Origin of the sequence: Polaromonas sp. (assembly GCF_016185115.1) — a bacterium.
Classification (GTDB): domain Bacteria; phylum Pseudomonadota; class Gammaproteobacteria; order Burkholderiales; family Burkholderiaceae_C; genus Polaromonas.
On sequence record NZ_JACPOF010000017.1, the window covers coordinates 383,777 to 401,527 of the forward strand.

Annotated in this window: 19 protein-coding genes; 6 read left to right on the forward strand and 13 right to left on the reverse strand. The window is 60.7% G+C overall.

All coding sequences use genetic code 11. The features are described 5' to 3' along the window. Positions 1 to 43 precede the first annotated feature (43 nt). Positions 44 to 622: a chromate resistance protein ChrB domain-containing protein gene (locus HYX42_RS11985; RefSeq protein WP_293403198.1), complete on the forward strand. Its 579-nt coding sequence runs from the start codon at positions 44 to 46 to the stop codon at positions 620 to 622. 18 nt (positions 623 to 640) lie between these two features. Here the strand turns inward: HYX42_RS11985 and HYX42_RS11990 are convergent, their stop codons facing one another. Beyond that, a complete protein-coding gene (locus HYX42_RS11990; RefSeq protein WP_293403199.1) occupies positions 641 to 1,990 on the reverse strand; it encodes a hemolysin family protein in 1,350 nt (449 codons plus the stop codon). Positions 1,991 to 2,013: 23 nt separating this feature from the next. Between HYX42_RS11990 and HYX42_RS11995 the strand changes: the two genes are divergently transcribed. Continuing rightward, positions 2,014 to 2,868: a symmetrical bis(5'-nucleosyl)-tetraphosphatase gene (locus HYX42_RS11995; protein ID WP_293403200.1), complete on the forward strand. Its 855-nt coding sequence runs from the start codon at positions 2,014 to 2,016 to the stop codon at positions 2,866 to 2,868. Positions 2,869 to 3,093: 225 nt separating this feature from the next. On the opposite strand, the gene HYX42_RS12000 is transcribed toward HYX42_RS11995, so the two are convergent. From HYX42_RS12000 to HYX42_RS12010, 3 genes are all read right to left on the reverse strand, one after another. Next, a complete protein-coding gene (locus HYX42_RS12000) occupies positions 3,094 to 4,089 on the reverse strand; it encodes a YihY/virulence factor BrkB family protein (RefSeq protein ID WP_293403201.1) in 996 nt (331 codons plus the stop codon). Between the two features lie 127 nt (positions 4,090 to 4,216). Beyond that, positions 4,217 to 5,665 carry a DEAD/DEAH box helicase gene (locus HYX42_RS12005; RefSeq protein WP_293403203.1) on the reverse strand — a complete coding sequence of 483 codons (1,449 nt, stop codon included), beginning with the start codon at positions 5,663 to 5,665 and terminating at the stop codon, positions 4,217 to 4,219. Between the two features lie 317 nt (positions 5,666 to 5,982). Beyond that, the gene (locus HYX42_RS12010) at positions 5,983 to 6,864 is read right to left on the reverse strand and encodes a neutral zinc metallopeptidase (RefSeq protein WP_293403205.1); all 882 of its coding nucleotides are present in this window, start codon (positions 6,862 to 6,864) and stop codon (positions 5,983 to 5,985) included. Between the two features lie 152 nt (positions 6,865 to 7,016). On the opposite strand from HYX42_RS12010, the gene HYX42_RS12015 reads away from it, so the two are divergent. Together HYX42_RS12015 and pcp are read left to right on the forward strand one after the other, a co-directional pair. Next, positions 7,017 to 7,715: a DUF4136 domain-containing protein gene (locus tag HYX42_RS12015; RefSeq protein WP_293403207.1), complete on the forward strand. Its 699-nt coding sequence runs from the start codon at positions 7,017 to 7,019 to the stop codon at positions 7,713 to 7,715. Between the two features lie 56 nt (positions 7,716 to 7,771). Next, positions 7,772 to 8,422, forward strand: a complete 651-nt coding sequence (pcp, locus tag HYX42_RS12020; protein ID WP_293403208.1) for a pyroglutamyl-peptidase I — start codon at positions 7,772 to 7,774, stop codon at positions 8,420 to 8,422. A 17-nt stretch (positions 8,423 to 8,439) separates the two neighbouring features. On the opposite strand, the gene HYX42_RS12025 is transcribed toward pcp, so the two are convergent. Further along, entirely contained in the window at positions 8,440 to 8,829 is a 390-nt protein-coding gene (locus HYX42_RS12025) for a hypothetical protein (RefSeq protein ID WP_293403210.1), read from the reverse strand. Positions 8,830 to 8,952: 123 nt separating this feature from the next. Between HYX42_RS12025 and HYX42_RS12030 the strand changes: the two genes are divergently transcribed. Then, positions 8,953 to 9,867 carry a delta(1)-pyrroline-2-carboxylate reductase family protein gene (locus HYX42_RS12030; protein ID WP_293403212.1) on the forward strand — a complete coding sequence of 305 codons (915 nt, stop codon included), beginning with the start codon at positions 8,953 to 8,955 and terminating at the stop codon, positions 9,865 to 9,867. A 16-nt stretch (positions 9,868 to 9,883) separates the two neighbouring features. Here the strand turns inward: HYX42_RS12030 and HYX42_RS12035 are convergent, their stop codons facing one another. After that, positions 9,884 to 10,363, reverse strand: coding sequence for a hypothetical protein (locus HYX42_RS12035; protein WP_293403215.1), 480 nt, complete (start codon positions 10,361 to 10,363; stop codon positions 9,884 to 9,886). 150 nt (positions 10,364 to 10,513) lie between these two features. Beyond that, on the reverse strand, positions 10,514 to 10,846 hold the full coding sequence (locus HYX42_RS12040; protein ID WP_293403217.1) for a hypothetical protein: 333 nt from the start codon (positions 10,844 to 10,846) through the stop codon (positions 10,514 to 10,516). Between the two features lie 281 nt (positions 10,847 to 11,127). Here HYX42_RS12040 and HYX42_RS12045 point away from each other — a divergent pair, with 281 nt between their 5' ends. Then, positions 11,128 to 11,688, forward strand: coding sequence for a dCMP deaminase family protein (locus tag HYX42_RS12045; protein WP_293403219.1), 561 nt, complete (start codon positions 11,128 to 11,130; stop codon positions 11,686 to 11,688). A gap of 10 nt (positions 11,689 to 11,698) precedes the next feature. Here HYX42_RS12045 and guaD read toward each other — a convergent pair whose 3' ends face one another. From guaD to HYX42_RS12075, 6 genes are all read right to left on the reverse strand, one after another. Further along, positions 11,699 to 12,982, reverse strand: coding sequence for a guanine deaminase (gene guaD, locus HYX42_RS12050; RefSeq protein ID WP_293403221.1), 1,284 nt, complete (start codon positions 12,980 to 12,982; stop codon positions 11,699 to 11,701). Positions 12,983 to 13,036: 54 nt separating this feature from the next. Then, positions 13,037 to 13,399 carry a 6-carboxytetrahydropterin synthase gene (locus HYX42_RS12055; protein ID WP_293403223.1) on the reverse strand — a complete coding sequence of 121 codons (363 nt, stop codon included), beginning with the start codon at positions 13,397 to 13,399 and terminating at the stop codon, positions 13,037 to 13,039. After that, positions 13,396 to 14,031, reverse strand: a complete 636-nt coding sequence (gene queE, locus HYX42_RS12060) for a 7-carboxy-7-deazaguanine synthase (protein ID WP_293403225.1) — start codon at positions 14,029 to 14,031, stop codon at positions 13,396 to 13,398. The genes HYX42_RS12055 and queE overlap by 4 nt, the downstream gene beginning before the upstream one ends. A gap of 200 nt (positions 14,032 to 14,231) precedes the next feature. Continuing rightward, a complete protein-coding gene (locus HYX42_RS12065; protein WP_293403227.1) occupies positions 14,232 to 15,422 on the reverse strand; it encodes an MFS transporter in 1,191 nt (396 codons plus the stop codon). Between the two features lie 2 nt (positions 15,423 to 15,424). Next, positions 15,425 to 16,468, reverse strand: a complete 1,044-nt coding sequence (locus HYX42_RS12070) for an adenosine deaminase (RefSeq protein ID WP_293403230.1) — start codon at positions 16,466 to 16,468, stop codon at positions 15,425 to 15,427. A gap of 96 nt (positions 16,469 to 16,564) precedes the next feature. Then, positions 16,565 to 17,716, reverse strand: coding sequence for a BMP family ABC transporter substrate-binding protein (locus HYX42_RS12075; RefSeq protein WP_293403232.1), 1,152 nt, complete (start codon positions 17,714 to 17,716; stop codon positions 16,565 to 16,567). Between the last annotated feature and the right edge of the window lie 35 nt (positions 17,717 to 17,751).

Consider the following 17,751-nt stretch of genomic DNA (forward strand, 5'->3'; position numbering starts at 1 on the left):
CGGTGGGCCGCCGTCACCAATACAAAAATCAAGGAGACATCTCATGCAATGGGTTACCCGCCAATACCTTCACCTTGACCGGGTGGCAACGCCCTGGCTCATCACACGCTTTGTGGATGCAGAGGCGACCTTTGTGTATGTGCCGTGGAAGGAAGAGCACCTGGCGCCAGCGGGTGCAATTGCCTTTTCAATGCCGGGCGCAGAGCTTGGGCCCCATGACCACAGCGGCAGCACCTTTGACAAGGTGATGCGCAAATACAGCATCAGCGCGCCCGGGCTTGACCAGCTTGCTGCGGTGATTCGCGCGGGCATTGCGTATGTTCTTGAGGGCTACCGCCCTGCTCCTGACGACCAGATCGGGCAGACGGCTGTGGGTTTGCTGGCTTTTGCCGAAGGCGTGTTTTTGACAAACCAGAGTGACGATGCGATTCTGGCTGCGAGCTTTCCGGTTTACGACGCCTTGTATGCCAACTTCAAGGTGCTTGATCTCCTGAAAACACAGGGGCTGGCCATGCCGGACCATAGCGATGGCCGGGGCCCGAGCAAGAAGTTTGAAGGTCTGCGCCGCATCTACAACGACGCCGGCAAACCCACGCCCTACGGGCCGCCAACGGTCAAATAAGTCGGCGCCCCGGGGGAGTCAGTCGTTGACGTGCGGCGCGTGCCTGCCGTGCGGCGCAAGGTGAGCCAGCACCTTGTCGATGCGTTTTCCGTCAAGGTCAACGACTTCAAAAACCCAGCCCGCGCAATCGACTTTTTCACCTGTCATCAACAAACGGCCTGACACACTTTGCAGCAGGCCGGCCACGGTGTTGTAGCGCCCACGGCTTTCTTCGGGCAGATCTTTTATATCCAGCCGGGCCTTGAGTTCTGCCACGGGCATCACACCGTCAATCAGCCAGCTGCCGTCATCTCGGCGGGTGGCCCAGGCATCTACCTGCGCGCCGGGTTGCAGTTCGCCGGTGATGGCTTCGAGCATGTCCATGGGGGTCATCAGGCCCTGCACCACACCGTATTCATCGACCACAAAGACGATGCGCGTGGACCTTGCGCGGAACTGCTCAAGCAGTTCCATGCCGGTCAGGGTTTCAGGAACAAAAACGGCGGGCATGGCATGGGCGCCCAGCCGGTCGGTGATGGCGGTCGCTGCGGTGGCCGACCCGGCTGACGACGACAAGACCTGGCCACGCAGCGCAAGCAGTTTCGACACGCTCACTACACCGACCACATCATCGAGGCCACCACGGCACACCGGGTACCAGGAATGCTCGGTGACGGCAGCTTTCTGGATCGCCTCGGAAATGGTGTCAGACGCATCAAGCCATTCAATGTCAGAGCGCGGCAGCATCAGCGATGTGAGCAGGCGGTCATCGAGCAGGAACACGTTCTGCACCATCTGGTGTTCGTGCTCTTCGATCAGGCCGGCATCAACCCCTTCTTCAAGGCTGGCGGCAATCTCTTCTTCTGTCACGGCACGGTCGCCAGAGGTGTCAACGCGAAGCAGTTGGAGTGTGGCATGCGTGCTGACGGAGAGCAGCCTGACAAAGGGTTTGGCGCCAGTGGCCACCCACATCATGGGGCGTGACACCAGGCGGGCCACGGTTTCGGGGTAGAGCTGGCCAATGCGCTTGGGCACAAGTTCGCCGAACACGATGGTGATGAAGGTGATGACGGCCACGACCAGTGCGGTGGCGCTGATCTCGGACGCGCGTGGCGTGACGCCAAACTCGCGCAGCCACACGGCCAGGCCACCGCTGAAGGCGGCCTCGCCGATGATGCCGTTGAGCATGCCGATGGACGTGATGCCGACCTGCACCGACGAGAGGAACTGTGTGGGGTTGTCCATCAGCCCGAGGGCTGCGCGTGCGCCCTTGTCACCTGCTTCCGCCATGGCCGTCAGCCTGGCCCGCCTGCTGGAGGCCATGGCCATTTCGGACATGGCGAAGATGCCGTTAAGCAGGGTTAAAAACGCGATGAGCAAAAAATCCATGTACGACCGGGCAGAATGAACACATGCCAATGTACATGATTGGGGATCTGCAGGGCTGCCACCAGCCACTGCTGCGCCTGCTTGAAAAAACCGATTTTTCACCGAGCCGCGACACGCTGTATCTGCTGGGCGACCTGGTCAACCGCGGGCCTGAATCGCTGGCCGTGCTGCGCCACCTGTCGTCGCTGGGCGATGCGGCCAAATGCCTGCTGGGCAACCACGACCTGCACCTGATCGCCATGTCTCAAGGCGTGCGCAAGCCCGGGCGCAGCGACACCTCGCAGGAGATCATGGCCGCACCCGACGGCCCCGCGCTGCTGGACTGGCTGCGGCACCGGTCCATGGCGCTGCAGGCACAAGGCTGGCTGATGGTGCATGCGGGCGTGCTGCCGCAGTGGACGGCAGCGCAGACCATGGCGCTGGCGGCTGAAGTTGAAAGCGCCTTGCGCGGGCCAGACCTGGCCGGGTTTGTACAGGCCATGTACGGCAACCAGCCCGACCGCTGGCACGACAGCCTGCAGGGCGCCGAACGGCTGCGCGTCATCGTCAACGCACTGACGCGTATGCGCTTTTGCAGCGCCGACGGCGTGATGGAGTTTGAATCAACCGGCAGCCTGCGCGATGCGCCCATGGGCTACCTGCCGTGGTTTGAAGTGCCGGGCCGCAAGACAGAAGGCCAGCGCATCGCCTTTGGGCACTGGTCAACACTGGGCGCGGAAACCGTCAAGACCCAGGCCGGGCTGCTGCATGGCACCTTGCCGCTGGACACGGGCTGCGTCTGGGGCGGCTGCCTGACAGCGGCGCGGCTGGACGGCCGTAAAGATGGCGGGTACGAGCTGATTTCGGTTCAGTGCGAGCAGGCGAGGAAGCCGGGTTAAGCCTGAAACCACCTCAATTACATAATTTGCAACAATATTGCGTGTCATTGGAATGTTTACCCCGATTAATACATTTAACGTATTAATCAGGCTTTTGAGCAGCCTTCAAGCCGCCTAACAGCCTCCAAAGCCTGAAAAACAGCCATTTTCAGGTGCCAAATTGGCCTCCAGGCCAATAAAAACGCACGTGAGCAGCTATAAAAACAATAGCGCTCTGCAATCCAGTCAGACAACCGGGGGCTGAATTTCGCCTGGCCGCAGCGCTCCGGATGGGGTCAACGCTGCATCTGCCAGCGTCTGGGGTGATTTTGCTTCCGCCTGCGCAATGCGGGCCAGCGCACGGGCGTGGGCGTCTTCGGCCAGCACGCGTGCGCAACTGGCCGAGAACAGCAGGACCGCCGAAGAGAAATAAATCCACATCAAAATCACCACCAGCGAACCTGCCGCACCATAGGCCGACACCACAGCCGCTGTCGAGAGATACACCGCCATGACGTGCTTGCCAACCGCAAACAGCACCGCACCTATGGCCGCGCCGCGCACCAGGTAACGCAGCGGCGGTTTGGGGCCGGCGCTCATGCGCATCAGCGCGACGAACAGCGCGGTACAGAAGGCGACGGTCACCAGTTCATTGAGGACAAGCGCGATCTTCTCGACCGGCACATAGTTGCCAGCCCAGCCCGAGAGCAGGCTGAGGAAGGTGGAAATCGCCAGCGACACCAGCAGCAGGAAACCAAAGGCGAGGATGTAGGCCACACCGCGCAGGCGCAGCGATGCGCTGTACCACCACTTCTGCTGTGCCACCACGCCGGAGTCGGTCCGCCATAGCCGCTCAAAGGCATCCTGCAGCTCGGCAAACACGCCGGTGGCACCCACCAGCAAAAAGCCGAAGGCAAACAGCGAGGCGATGATGCCGTCGGCGGGCTCCTTTGCGCTGGTCAGGGCCTGCTGCACCACCAGGGCACCCTGTGTGCCGATGACGGACTGGATTTGCTGCACCAGGCTGGTTTCGATGTAAGTGCGGTCCAGCCACCAGCCGAGGACAGCAACCATCAGGACCAGCAGCGGCGCCAGGCTGAGGATGCCGTAGAAAGACATGGCCGCCCCCATGCGCAGGCCATCGGCGTCCAGCCACAGGTTGACGGCGCGTACAACAGAACGGATGGGTTTGAGCAAAACGCCCGGCGTGCGTGCGCTCACGCGATCGATGAAACTGGTCATGACAGCCAGTGTCGGGTTTTCAGCGTGTGCAGGCCATCGGAATGCGACGCCGGGCCCCGTAGGCGTGTTCCGATTCAGACGGAATGCGCCTGGGCAGGATGCCAGTCGCCACCGCCCTGGGCGAAGCTCAGGCGTCTGTGGTGTCGGTGGTTTTGACTTCGACGATCTTGAACAGCGCGGCGACCTTTTTGCGCGGCTTGATGTTGGCCGAGACGCGCCCGGTAGTGCCTGATTTGGCAGCTTCCCAGGCCGGCTTGGCTTCTGCGGGCAGTGTGGATTCGTAGGGCTGGTCAAAGAACGGATCACGCGGCGCCTGGCGCTGGGGTGCGTATTCACGGCGCTCACGGGGTTCACGCGGGGCGCGGCCTTCCTCGCCCTCACGGTACATGCGGCGGCCGTCATTGATGCGGCCTTCGCTGATGCGCGGCTTGTCTTCATCAAACTCCATCGGCTCAAGCTCGATCTTGGTCTTGATGAGTTTTTCGATGTCGGCCACCAGGCGCTGGTCGCTGCCGGCCACAAAGCTCACGGCCAGGCCTGATGCGCCTGCGCGGCCGGTACGGCCAATGCGGTGAACGTAATCTTCTGCGTTAAACGGCACGTCAAAATTGAACACGGCCGGCACATCCTTGATGTCCAGGCCACGGGCGGCTACATCGGTACAGACCAGCAGATCGACTTCGCCTTTCTTGAAGGCATCAAGCGCTTTCAGGCGTTCGTCCTGGCTCTTGTCGCCGTGCAGTGCGGTGGTCTTCAAACCCTCACGCTCCAGCGAGCGTGCCAGGCGTGCGCAACCGAGCTTGCTGTTCACAAACACAAAGGCCTGCTTCATGCCGCGGCTCTTGAGCACCTGGTGCAGGGCGCGGCGCTTGTCGTCAGCCCCCACGCTGTAGAAATGCTGCTCGACGGTTGAGGCGGTGGCGTTGGAACGCGCGACTTCAATCGTCACCGGGTTCTGCAGATAGCTTGAGGCCAGGCGCTTGATTTCCGGCGAGAAGGTGGCCGAGAACAGCAGCGTAATACGCTGTTTGGGCAGGTAGCTCAGGATGCGCTGCAGGTCGGGCAGGAAACCGATGTCGAGCATGCGGTCGGCTTCATCAAGCACCACGTATTCAACCTGGTTGAGCACGGCGTTCTTGGCTTCAATGTGGTCCAGCAGGCGGCCGGGCGTGGCGACCAGCACCTCGACGCCTTTTTTGAGCTCCAGCGTCTGCGGTTTCATGTCCATGCCGCCAAACACCACCGTGCTGCGCAGGTTGGTGTATTTGGCGTACAGCTTGACCTGCTCGGCCACCTGGTCAGCCAGTTCACGGGTCGGCAGCAGCACCAGCGCGCGCACCGGGTGGCGGGCCGGCGATGTGGAAGCGTTCTCGTGCTTCATCATGCGCTGCAGCAGCGGCAACGCGAACGCAGCCGTCTTGCCGGTGCCGGTCTGGGCAGCGCCCATGACGTCCTTGCCTTCCAGAACGACCGGAATGGCCTGTTCCTGGATGGGGGTCATGGTTTCGTAGCCCATTTCGGCTACGGCGCGGGCCAGCGGCTCGGCCAGCGAAAGATTGGAAAAAGATGAGGTCATAGGGAAGCTCTGCGTAACACTGAACACTGGCGGTTTGTGGCGCGCGGATCGAAATTCGATAACCGGGGCGCTGAATGCAGCCAACAGCACAGCCCCAGGCCAGCTCTTGACAAAAAAGGTAACACCGCAGACCGCCATGGGGATGCGTGCTTCCTTAACCCTCTATTGTCGCACTTTGGGCCCTGAAGGGGGCCCAGGGCGACCATGACCGTCGTGGGGGCTGTTCCCCGCCGCCAGGCGATTCTGATTCTGGCCGGATTTGCTACCCAATTGATAGCAAACATCCTTTACCTGGAATGGATTACGGCGAATTCTTCTTACAGGTTTCGGGCGCTGAAGGTGTCGCAGGCCTTGACGCTTCCCGTCGTCACGCCGTTATTGAACCAGCGCTGGCGCTGGGCGCTGGTGCCGTGGGTGAAGCTCTCGGGCATCACGGCGCCACCACTGGACTTTTGCAGGGCATCGTCGCCAATCTTGGCTGCGGCGTTCATGGCGGCCGCAATATCGCCGCCTTCCAGGATTTGCCGGGCATTGTTGGCGTGGTAGGCCCAGACGCCGGCAAAACAGTCGGCCTGCAGCTCCAGCTTGACGCTGAGCGCGTTGTATTCGACCTTGCTGACGCGGCCGCGCATCTGGTCCATCTTGCCGCTGATGCCCAGCAGGTTCTGCACGTGGTGGCCGACCTCATGCGCAATCACATAGGCCTGGGCAAACTCGCCGGGCGCACCAAGGCGGTTTTTCAGCGTCTCGTAAAAATCGAGGTCGATGTAAACCTTCTGGTCGCCGGGGCAGTAAAACGGCCCCATGGCCGACTGGCCCTGGCCACAGGCGGTTTGTGTGGCGCCGCGAAACAGCACCAGCCGGGGTTTGACATAACTGGCGCCGCCCTTGGTAAAGACATCGGTCCAGACATCTTCAGTGTCGGCAAGCACTGTAGATACAAATTTGGCCATGCGGTCGTCCGCCGGCGGACGGTGGGCAGGTGCTTGAGGTTGCTGCACCTGCGACGGCGAGCCGCCGCTGAGCAGGTTCAGTATGGTCAGCGGGTTGACGCCAAACACCATGCCGCCCACCAGGGCGATGACGATGGTGCCTATGCCTATGCTGCGCCCGCCAAACCCGAAGCCGCCGCCTCCACCACCGCCCTCGTCGCGGCGATCTTCAACGTTGTCGGATTCCCGATTGCCTTCCCACTTCATGCTTGCCCCTGTCGTATGAGTTTTGTCCCCATTTTGCGCTCACCGCACGCGCCTGTTTGTCAGACATCAACACGTGAACACTGACTTTACCCGGCAGAGATAAACACGGGGGTGCTGCGGAACAAAATAAACGTCAGCCCTGTCCATCCATCATGAAACACCCGCCCCCTGCATCCCGCATCGGCATCCGTTGCAGACTTGTTCTGGCCGCGCTTGTCGCCGGGCTGCTCACAGCCTGCGCCAGCCCCATCACCGCCAAGGTCACCAGCTTCAACCAGTGGCCGGGCAATGTTGCCGGCTCAACCTTCAGCTACATCCGGCCAACCGACGGCATCAATGACCTGGAACAGCAGGCCTATGAGGGCTATGTGCAGGTCGAGCTTGAGCGCCTCGGCCTCAAGCGTGCACCCCAGGGACAGGTGGGCCGCATTGAAGTGGACATCGTGACAGGCAACGGCACGCGTGAGCGCAAGGTGCGCGAGGCCGTCTACCGGGACAACTACATCTTTCACCCGCCCTACCGCAACGCCGCCGGCCATGTGTTCCCCGGTTACTGGGGACCCGACCGGTTCGGTTCGCGCTACGTGGGTGACCGCGAGGTGATCCAGACAATGCAGGTCAGCAGCCTGCGCATACGCCTGCTGGATACGCAGGGCAACCCGGCGGGCAAACCGCGTGCTGTGTTTGAATCACGTGCGGTTTACGAGGGCGACAACGAAGACCTGCCCGATCTGGTGCCCTACCTTGTTCGTGCCGTTTTTGACGGTTTCCCCGGCCAGAACGGAAAGGTCAGGCTGGTGAAGTTCGACGGCAAGGCTGACAACAGCATCAAGCTGAAGTCGCCTTCCTGAGTCCCGCCTCACTGGTGCATATTGGTGAGCCGCCGACGGCGTTGCAAAATCAGGGCATGAACACCGCACCGCCCAGGGTACTTTTGACAGGCTTTGACGCCTTTGGCGGTGCGAGCCTGAACCCGAGCTGGCTGGCAGTACAGGCGTTGAATGGTGAAGCGCTGGCAGGCCACAAGCTCCTCGCTGCACAGATACCCACCGCCTTTTCAGGCTCGGTCAGGGAGCTTGCACGCCTTGTGCGGGTTCACAAACCTGCGCTGGTCATCTGCGTGGGTCAGGCCGGCGGCCGCAGCGCCATCTCGCTGGAACGCATCGCCATCAACATCGCCGACGCGAGCATTGCCGACAACGAAGGCGCGCAGCCCGTCGATGTGCCGGTGAATCCCAAAGGACCCGCAGCGTACTTCAGTACCCTGCCCATCAAGGCCATGCTGCTGGCTTTGCAAAAAACCGGCATCCCGGCTGAGGTCTCACAGACAGCGGGTACGTTCGTCTGCAACCATGTCTTTTATGCGCTGATGAACATGATCGCAAAACGGGGCAAGGCCGCGCGGATACGCGGCGGCTTCATCCATGTGCCCTGGTTGCCGGAGCAAGGCAGGCCATCCATGGAACTTGCAGACATGGTGAAGGGTTTGAGGGTGGCCACAGAGTGCGCGTTGCTCACTTCTGCAGATACTGCGTTGGGGGCAGGACGGATCAGCTGACCCGTCACATGTGGTTTTCAGCGTGCCGCGAAGGACACGCCCATCACGCCAACCTGCATCGAAGCCGATGGGCCGCGTGTGAAGTCGGTGTAGCTGGCCAGCTCACGTGGAACTGGCGAGGTATCTGGCGTGTTCACGCTCGCGGCCATCTGGTTTCCAGCCAGCAAACCGTTTCTGGCCTGCAGCATGCACTCTTGCCTCGCTGCACGTGTAGCCCCCTCATAACACCTGGCAATGGCCGCGCGCTGCTGCGACTGCTGGGTGTCACGCAATTCAGCCTTTCTGACCTGTTCACCTGCCACCAGCACCATGGCGACCAGCTGGCAGACGATGACGAGACCTCCGGCCATCAGCAAGAGGCTGCGGCCACTGACACGGTCAATCTTTGGCAGGTGATCTGAAAACATGGCGGGGTACTCCTCAAGCACGGTGGTTGTTTGTTGACTCGATGCTAGAAGGCGCACCGGAGGCCACCATTCGGCGGCCAACGCTTCAGGATGTAGGATAAAAGCCTCACCCTCCCAACAGCCATGACAACTTCCTCCGGCAGCCTGTTTGACCCGACCCACACAGAGGCGCGCCTGCCGTGGAACTTGCTCACCGACGAAATTGGCCTTCTGCTTGAGGACGACTCAGTGCAAGTTCCGCCCCGGCTTGTACAGGCACTGCCAGGCGGTGGCAGCCTCTTCGTCATGCCCGCACTCGATGGACAGATCGCCATCACCAAACTCATCACTTACACGCCCGCCAACGCAAACCGCAGTCTGCCGGCGATTCAGGGTGATGTGGTGGTGTTTGACATCGCCACGGGCCAGCGCCGCCTGGTGCTTGATGGCCCGACGATCACAGCACGCAGGACAGCAGCAGTTTCTGCATTTGCCGCGCAACGCCTGGCCACAAACACACGGGGACCCATGCTCATCGTGGGCGCTGGTGTGCAGGGCAAGGCACACATGGACGTGTTTGCAGAAGTTCTGGGTGTCAATGAGTTCCATATCGCCTCACGCAGCCCCGAATCCGCCGCCCGCCTGATGGCTCACGGCGAAGCAATGGGACTGAAAACCCGGCTGGTCCTTGATGCCAACGCGGCGCTCGCTGATTGCCCCCTGGCCGTCACCTGCACGCCGGCCAGTGCGGTCGTGCTGGACGCCCTGCCACGTGCAGATGCGTTCATCAGCGCCGTGGGCGCCTTCACCCCAAACATGATGGAGCTGTCACCACGGCTGTGCAGGCATTTTGCAGACACAGGCAGCATCTTTGCGGACACCTCTGACGCACTGCATGAGGCAGGCGACCTGCTCCAGGCCGGGCTGAAGGTGAGCACCTTTGCCACGCTGACCGACGTGGTGAGGCAGGACATGAAAAAACCCGCCGGACCGGTGCTGTTTAAAAGCTGCGGCTGGGCGGGCTGGGATCTGGCTGCGGCGCGGGTGGCGTGCCGCTAACAGGCATGGTCAACTTTTATTTGACTGCAACCGGGGTAGCTCCAGGTATTTCCATACCGCGATTAGGCTGGCCTTCAACATCTGCCTTGCGATCAAAACTGAGCAGCTTGCCCATGACGATCTGAATCCACATCGGATAGGTGTAGGCCGTCCCCTTGTTGTGGTCAATGATGGCCCCTATGCCGCCACCAAAAAGAATATTGCCGGCCATTCCGCCGTTAGCCCTGGAAATGGCAACGCCACGACCATCCTTCTCACCCGCTTTCTCGCAGGTGACCTGAAGATCCTTTGAGGAACGTCTTACGTTAACCGTGGCTGGAACCTTGAAGCTTTGCGGTCCATAGTCGTTCTCAACCTTGCAATCCACATCCTTGACCTCTACGCCCGAAGAAGTGAAAGCCTCAAATCGGACGGGAGCGCTTGTGTCGTTGGTAATGGATGCGCAGCCAGTTGCTGCAACGCAAGCAATAGCCAACCCAATCATGCGAAAAGTCATCAAGTCTCCAATGTTGTACAAAATAGTGGAGACAAATGTAACACGATGTACGTACATCACTCACGCCTCGCGCGGGCTTGCGCTATCGGAGCGGACGCCTGAATGTGGCGGCAGGACTTGCCCGCGGCCTGGTGGGCCCAATGTGTTTATTTAGTGAGTCAGTGAGGCGTGCACCAACTGCGTAACCGCATGGCAAGGCTCATCGTCAAAGTATGAAAACATCCGCACGGCGAGTGACCTGAGCACATCGTCATCCAGCGTATGCGCATAACTGAGCTTTTCGATGGCGTAGTCGTGGCTGCCCAGCATCATGGATTCGTTGACGCTGCAGCCCCTTGCGGCCATCTGGAGCATGAAGGCTGAAAGCAGTTCACAGGGCCAGTAGCGACAGGGTCGCGCGACGGAGTCCGGGGAGGCAAGTTGCGCTGAATAGCCGCCTGAAAATGCAGCTGCGAATCCGATGGAACCAGCAACAGCAGCCATGATGAACTCCTTCGTGGTGATGCCTGAAGCCGCTATATCCACCTTAGGGTAATGCCCTCCAGACATGAATCAATGCTAGAGAATCCGTAACCTGGGCGCCACTCGGCGGAGCAGCCAAAAATCCGTAGGAATTACGCCCGGTACCTTGCCAGCAAAGTTGAGCACAAGCCACGTCTGGCTCAAAAAGCAGGTGTCGGGCACCCGGAAAATCCCACGTTTGAGTCGAGTGCTAGCATGTTGATCTGCACCTGAGTTTCACCACTGATTCCATTGAACACCATATGAGCGACAAGAGTAACTTGAGGCCCCATGCATTGATTGGCTGGCATTCGATGTTCATGGGCGTAGCACTGCTGGCATCAGCACGTTCAAAAGACCATCGGGCAAGAAATGGGGCTTGCATCGTCACACCCGATCACAGAATAGTCGGCGTGGGATACAACGGCCTCCCCCGCGGCTGCAATGACGACGACCCTGTTTACTGGTCAGACAATGATGATGACGCGTTTCATTCGCGGCACAGCTATGTGGTTCATGCCGAAATAAACGCAACCCTCAACTGCGTTGTCCTGCCGCTGACCAACGCCACAATTTATACGACCCAGTTCCCCTGTCCCCGCTGCGCCCAGGCGATCATTCAGGCTGGCATAAGAAAGGTCGTTTATCTGCGCGAAAAAAAACACCACGTTGGAGAAAACGCAGCATCCAACAAGATGTTTTCCAGCAGCGGCGTTACATGCGAGCAACTTGAAGCGCTTGACCATGATGCCTACGACTGGTCTTCAAGGCTTAGCGACTTTGTCGCGTCCAAACCATCAAGCCCGGACGAGGGCGACATCTAGCAGGTCTTTATCAGGCGTCGGAGATCACGGTCTTCTCGATCAGGCGGTCATCCCCGAGCACGATGAGGGCAAAGAGCAACTCGTCCAGGCTCGCGGACTGGGTTGTCTTGCGGGCCAGCAGCGGTGTGGCTTTGGGATTGAGCACTACAAAATCGGCCTCGCAGCCGGGCAAAAGATTGCCGACAAGGCCCTCCAGCCCCAGCGCCCTCGCAGCGCCCGCCGTGTGCTGCCACCAGAGTTGCGCGGGTTTGAGCGACACGCCGGGTTTGGTCTGCCCCTCCCGTCCGACGTAATAGGCCGCCAGCATGGTGCTGAAAGGGCTGAAGCTGGTACCGCCGCCTACGTCGCTGGCCAGGCCATACAGAAAGCCGGTGCGCTCCGCCGCCACATAGTCAAAAAAGCCGCTGCCCAAAAAGAGGTTGCTGGTCGGGCTGACGGCTGCTGCCGTGCCGGTGTCATGCATGAGGGCACGGTCTTCGTCGTCAATATGGATGCAGTGCGCATAAACCGCGCGCGGCCTGAGCAGGCCGAACTGGCCATACACATCAAGATAACTGCGGGCATTGGGGTATAGCTGCTTCACCCAGGCCACCTCATCGAGGTTCTCGGCGACATGCGATTGCACCCAGACATCGGCATATCTGCCAGCCAGCTCACCCGCGCCGCGCAACTGCGCTTCGCTGCAGCTGGGCACAAAGCGCGGCGTGATGGCGTAGCCCAGTCGATCCACGCCGTGCCATTTGTTGATGAGGGTTTCGGTATCGACCAGGCTCTGTTCAGTGAGGTCGCGTACACCGTCGGGCGAGTTCTGGTCCTGCAGCACCTTGCCGGCGATCATGCGAAGGCTTCTTTTCTGCGCTTCGCCCAGCAGGGCATCAACCGAGGCCGGGTGTGATGTGGCAAACGCGAGAGCAGTCGTCACGCCATTGCGCAACAACTCGTCAATAAAAAAAGTGGCTGACTCTGCGCCGTAGCCTGCATCAGAAAAGCGTGACTCGTGGGGGAAGGTGTAGTTCTCAAGCCATGGCAGGAGGCCCTCGGCGGGTGAACCGATGACATCCAGCTGCGGGTAGTGGATGTGCATGTCCACAAAACCCGGCGCGATGATCCGACCGGGCAAATGCTCGACAGCAAGGCTGGGCCAATCCTTCGACAGGCTCTGGTAACTGCCAATAGCCTGCACCACTTGCCGGCCCTCTGCGTTGGGGCCCACCACCAGCAGGCCGTCCTCCTCGAACACGGCTTGCGCCGAATTCGCGGCAAAGTACAAGAGGGACGCCCTATACGCTTTCATGTTGCAAGCGTAGCGCAGAAATCGCAGCTACTCATACGCACCAAAGGATGAAGACTATGCACGCAGCGTGCAGCTGTCGCCCACCGACTCGCGCCACACACGCACGGCAGAAAGACCGGGCACCGATGGCAGCAGTTCACGCCAGATAAAGGCGCAAAGGTTTTCAAGCGTCGCGGGGCCAAGGCCTGGAACATCGTCCAGCATATGGTGGTCCAGTTTCGTCCGCACCTGGGCAATCGCCTCACGCACCAGCCCGAGGTCACGCACCATGCCCGTCACGGCGTCAGGTTGACCTGACAACGAAACCTCGGTCTGGTAGGTGTGACCATGGATGCGCAGGCTGCTGTCAGCTTCAACTTCGCGCTTGAGGGTGTGCGCGGCATCGAAAAAGAATTTCTGGGAGATCTCGTAGTTCATCGAATACCCGTTATTTTGTGCGTCTGCAAACTCAATCGCCATGCAGGGCGCTGCATGCAAAGCTGGATGCAGGCCTCGGTGTTGTCGGCACGCAGAACGTTGTCCATGGGCTGCAGGTAACGGTGTTCAAACTGCGCCGCTTCAAGCTCGGCCAGGTCAAAAAAAGGCTGGGGCCAGACCAGCTTGAGCTCATGTCCCCGGCGCTGTATCCAGGGCGCGCCGGCCTTGGGGCTGACGCAAATCCAGTCTATGCCCTCGGGCGCGGCAATCGAGCCATTGGTCTCGACCGCTATCTGGAAACCTCGCGCATGCAGGGCTGCTATCAGCGCGTCATCAAGCTGCAGCAGGGGTTCACCGCCTGTCATCACCACAAAGCGGTTCGCCGTATCGCCCTGGGGCCACTGCGCCGCTATGCGGGTTGCAAGTTCTTCGGCATCGCGGAACTTGCCGCCAAGGGTGCCGTCGGTGCCCACGAAATCGGTATCGCAGAACTGACACACGGCAGAAGCACGGTCCTGCTCGCGGCCGGTCCATAGATTGCAGCCCGCGAACCGGCAGAACACCGCAGGCCTGCCCGCATTGGCGCCTTCGCCCTGCAGGGTATAGAAAATTTCCTTGACCTGGTAAGTCATGGCGCAGCCCGCCCGAAAGCTGGTGGCAAAAGAGATGGAGAAAAGCTGGCAGCGCCACACGCGGACGTGCCGGGGGCTGCGAGGTTTTTATACATGGTGGTCCTCTACATGGCCCCGGGTGAATGGATACCAGCGCGCCGGGGCGGCGTGTTGCTGGTTGCCTATTTTAACCGGGGCTGTATCCGTCTTTATGCGGCCCTCTATGCGCCCCTGCGCGCATCCTGAATCCACACCACGGCTGCCGCCAGGGCCAGCACCACACCCAGCACACAAACCCCTGCCCAGCCGCCGCGCAACCACGCGATGGAGCCCATCGCCGAGCCGGCGGCAGCACCCACAAAAAAACTCGTCATGTAAACCGCATTGATGCGCGACCTGGCTTCAGGCGCCAGCTTGTAAACAATATTCTGGTTGCTGATGTGCACACCCTGGACGGCAAGGTCAACCAGCAGCATGCCAGCTACAAACCACGCCAGGCTGCTACCGCCCAGCCAGAGCACGGCCCAGCTGAGCACTGTCAGCAGAGCGCAAACCCCCGAGGTCCACTGAACCCAGCCCCGGTCCGCCAGCCGGCCCGCCACGTTGGCCATCAAGGCGCCGGCAACACCTGCCAGGCCCACCAGGCCAATCTGCGCGTCGTTCAGGCCATGGGCGGGCCCGGCCAGCATCAGTGCCATGGTGGAAAACAGCGCGCTGCACGAGGCAAAAGACAATGCGCCCAGCAGGGCCCGGGTGCGCAGGCGCGGGTACTGCAGCACCAGTGTGCCCAGGGATGCAAGGATGGCGCCATAGCCTGACCTGGCGGGGTTTCTTGAGGACGGCAGTGCGCGCCACAGCGCCAGAGCCACCAGCAGCATGACCACGCCCGCGCAGCGGTAGACCAGCGTCCAGCCGCCCAAAGCCGACAGCAGGCCCGCCACGCTGCGCGCCGCAAGAATACCGGTCAGCATGCCGCTCATGACCAGCCCCACGGCGCGCCCGCTTCGCTGCGGGTCTGACAGCGTAGCCGCCATGGGCACCAATATCTGCGCACATACCGAAAAAAGCCCCGCCATGATGGTGCCCGCTGCCAGCATGGCAATGTTGCCCGCGAAGCCGCTGATGAACTGGCCCAGCGCCGCCAGCACCATCAGGCTGATGACCAGGCCCCGCCGCTCCAGCATGTCGCCCAGTGGCACCAGCAGAAGCAGGCCAATGGCATAAGACACCTGCCCTGTCGTGACCATCAGGGAGGCGGTGGCCTCGCTGACCTGCAGGTTCACGGCGATGGAGTGCAGGAGCGGCTGGTTGAAATAATTGGCCCCGACGCACAGGCCGCAGGCCACGGCCATCAACAGCAGCGTGCCGGTGCCAAGCGGACGTAAAACCGCAGGAGTCGAGTTCAAGACCATGTTCAGTTATTTTCGAAAGAGGCAAACACGGCGGTCAGCGCATCGAGATAACGGCGTTTGCTGGCGGCATCCGTAAAGCTGGCTTCAAAGCTGTTGCTGGCAAGCTGCCAGGCATGTTGCCCATTCAGCCCTGTGGCTGCGAAGGTCTGCGTGAAGTTGTCGTTCATGTAACCGCCGAAATAGGCCGGGTCATCTGAATTGACCGTGGCGGCAATGCCCGCGTCAAGGAACTGGCGCAGGTTGTGGCTGGCCAGATCGGGAAACACGCAGAGCTTGAGGTTGGAGAGCGGGCACACCGTCAGCGCGATGCGGTCTCTGGCCAGGCGCTGCATCAGGGCGGGGTCTTTCACCGACTGCACGCCATGGTCAATGCGCTCGACCTTGAGCACATCCAGCGCGGTCCAGACATAGGTAGGCGGGCCCTCTTCCCCCGCATGGGCCACCAGGTGGAACCCAAGCTCACGGCAACGCGCAAACACGCGCGCGAATTTTTCGGGCGGGTTGCCGACTTCGCCCGAGTCCAGACCTATGCCGATGATCTTGTCGCGGTAGGGCAAGGCCTGCTCCAGCGTTTCAAACGCCTCTTCCTCGCTGAGGTGCCGCAGGAAACACATGATGAGCGAGGCGTTGATGCCCAGCGTCTTTGCATCCACACATGCGCGGTGCAAGCCGTTGATGACGGTCTCCATCCCCACACCGCGAGCGGTGTGCGTTTGCGGATCAAAAAACAGTTCTGCATGAATCACGTTGTCGGCAGCGGCCTTCTTGAAGTAGGCCTGCGCCATGTCGTAGAAGTCCTGCTCCTTGATCAGCACACTCGCACCGGCATAGTAGATGTCGAGAAAGCTCTGCAGGTTGGTGAAGGCGTAGGCCTTGCGAAGTTCTTCAACACTGCTGTACGGAATGACTACATCATTGCGTTTCGCGAGCGCAAAAATCAGTTCGGGCTCCAGCGAGCCCTCGATGTGGATATGCAGCTCCGCCTTGGGCATCCGCCTGAGCAGGTCGGGCAGGCGTTCAGGGGGAATGTTTTTAACGGCGGTCATGGCCACTCCAGACGTGGAAAAAGGGCTGGCAGAAATAAAAAAGCTGCCCGCAGGCAGCTTTCATCATCCCATTAAAGGGATGTCACAGTCCGGACATCAGTTACCCGGCACCTTGCCTTCAACGCCCTTGACGTAGGTCTTCAGGCCACCGAGAAATTTGTCATCAGCGACGACATCCTTGGCGATCAGTTCCTTGCCGGTGTTGTCCATGATGGGGCCCTTCCAGATCGAGAAGCTGCCGTCCTTCAGGCCAGCCTTGACTTCATCAATCTTCTTTTTGGTGTCGTCCGGCACATCTGCGGCGATGGAGACGAGGTCGATGGCACCTTCCTTCACACCCCACCAGACGCCGGCATTGCCGGTCCACTTGCCTTCCAGCACATCGCCCACGGTCTTCACGTAGTACGGACCCCAGTTGATGATGGCCGAGGCCAGGTGGGCCTTGGGACCGTAGGAGGTCATGTCCGAATCCCAGCCGAAAGCGCGCTTGCCCATTTTCTCGGCGGTCTGCAGAACCGCCGACGAATCGGTGTTCTGGAACAGCACGTCGGCGCCGCCGTTGATCAGCGCGGTAGCGGCTTCGGTTTCCTTGGGCGGGTTGAACCACTCATTCACCCAGACGACCTTGGTCTTGATCTTGGGGTTGACGGACTGCGCGCCCAGCGTGAAGCTGTTGATGTTGCGCACCACTTCAGGAATCGGCACCGAACCGACCACGCCCAGCGTGCCGGACTTGGTCATCTTGCCCGCCACCACACCGGCCATGTAGGCGCCTTCATAGGTGCGGCTGTCGTAGGTGCGCATGTTGTCGGCGGTCTTGTAGCCGGTGGCGTGCTCGAACTTCACGTCCTTCTTGTCTGCAGCGACCTTGAGCATGGGTTCCATGTAGCCGAAGGTGGTGCCGAAAATAAGCTTGTTGCCCTGGTCGGCCATGTCGCGGATCACGCGCTCTGCGTCGGCAGACTCTGGCACTTTTTCAACAAAGCTGGTGACGACCTTGTCGCCAAAGGCTTTTTCAACGGCTTTTTTGCCGTTGTCGTGCGCAAACGTCCAGCCGCCGTCGCCGACGGGGCCGACATAGGCAAAGGCGATCTTGAGCGGTTCAACCTTGGCTGGGGCAGACGCCACAGGTGCGGGTGCAGGCGCCGGGGCCGGCTCTTCCTTTTTGCCGCAGCCCATCAGCGCGGCAGAAGCCACGGCAGACAGCGCCGCGAGCTTGAGCAGGGAACGTTTTTGCAGGTCAGTCATGTCGTCTCGCTTTCGTTCAGGAATAAAGAACTTCG

Excerpts from the sequence above, each read along its gene's own strand:
- HYX42_RS11985 (WP_293403198.1), top strand. The coding sequence starts at position 44 with ATGCAATGGGTTACCCGCCAATACCTTCACCTTGACCGGGTGGCAACG.
- HYX42_RS11990 (WP_293403199.1), bottom strand. The coding sequence starts at position 1,990 with ATGGATTTTTTGCTCATCGCGTTTTTAACCCTGCTTAACGGCATCTTC.
- HYX42_RS11995 (WP_293403200.1), top strand. The coding sequence starts at position 2,014 with ATGCCAATGTACATGATTGGGGATCTGCAGGGCTGCCACCAGCCACTG.
- HYX42_RS12000 (WP_293403201.1), bottom strand. The coding sequence starts at position 4,089 with ATGACCAGTTTCATCGATCGCGTGAGCGCACGCACGCCGGGCGTTTTG.
- HYX42_RS12005 (WP_293403203.1), bottom strand. The coding sequence starts at position 5,665 with ATGACCTCATCTTTTTCCAATCTTTCGCTGGCCGAGCCGCTGGCCCGC.
- HYX42_RS12010 (WP_293403205.1), bottom strand. The coding sequence starts at position 6,864 with ATGAAGTGGGAAGGCAATCGGGAATCCGACAACGTTGAAGATCGCCGC.
- HYX42_RS12015 (WP_293403207.1), top strand. The coding sequence starts at position 7,017 with ATGAAACACCCGCCCCCTGCATCCCGCATCGGCATCCGTTGCAGACTT.
- pcp (WP_293403208.1), top strand. The coding sequence starts at position 7,772 with ATGAACACCGCACCGCCCAGGGTACTTTTGACAGGCTTTGACGCCTTT.
- HYX42_RS12025 (WP_293403210.1), bottom strand. The coding sequence starts at position 8,829 with ATGTTTTCAGATCACCTGCCAAAGATTGACCGTGTCAGTGGCCGCAGC.
- HYX42_RS12030 (WP_293403212.1), top strand. The coding sequence starts at position 8,953 with ATGACAACTTCCTCCGGCAGCCTGTTTGACCCGACCCACACAGAGGCG.
- HYX42_RS12035 (WP_293403215.1), bottom strand. The coding sequence starts at position 10,363 with ATGACTTTTCGCATGATTGGGTTGGCTATTGCTTGCGTTGCAGCAACT.
- HYX42_RS12040 (WP_293403217.1), bottom strand. The coding sequence starts at position 10,846 with ATGGCTGCTGTTGCTGGTTCCATCGGATTCGCAGCTGCATTTTCAGGC.
- HYX42_RS12045 (WP_293403219.1), top strand. The coding sequence starts at position 11,128 with ATGAGCGACAAGAGTAACTTGAGGCCCCATGCATTGATTGGCTGGCAT.
- guaD (WP_293403221.1), bottom strand. The coding sequence starts at position 12,982 with ATGAAAGCGTATAGGGCGTCCCTCTTGTACTTTGCCGCGAATTCGGCG.
- HYX42_RS12055 (WP_293403223.1), bottom strand. The coding sequence starts at position 13,399 with ATGAACTACGAGATCTCCCAGAAATTCTTTTTCGATGCCGCGCACACC.
- queE (WP_293403225.1), bottom strand. The coding sequence starts at position 14,031 with ATGACTTACCAGGTCAAGGAAATTTTCTATACCCTGCAGGGCGAAGGC.
- HYX42_RS12065 (WP_293403227.1), bottom strand. The coding sequence starts at position 15,422 with ATGGTCTTGAACTCGACTCCTGCGGTTTTACGTCCGCTTGGCACCGGC.
- HYX42_RS12070 (WP_293403230.1), bottom strand. The coding sequence starts at position 16,468 with ATGACCGCCGTTAAAAACATTCCCCCTGAACGCCTGCCCGACCTGCTC.
- HYX42_RS12075 (WP_293403232.1), bottom strand. The coding sequence starts at position 17,716 with ATGACTGACCTGCAAAAACGTTCCCTGCTCAAGCTCGCGGCGCTGTCT.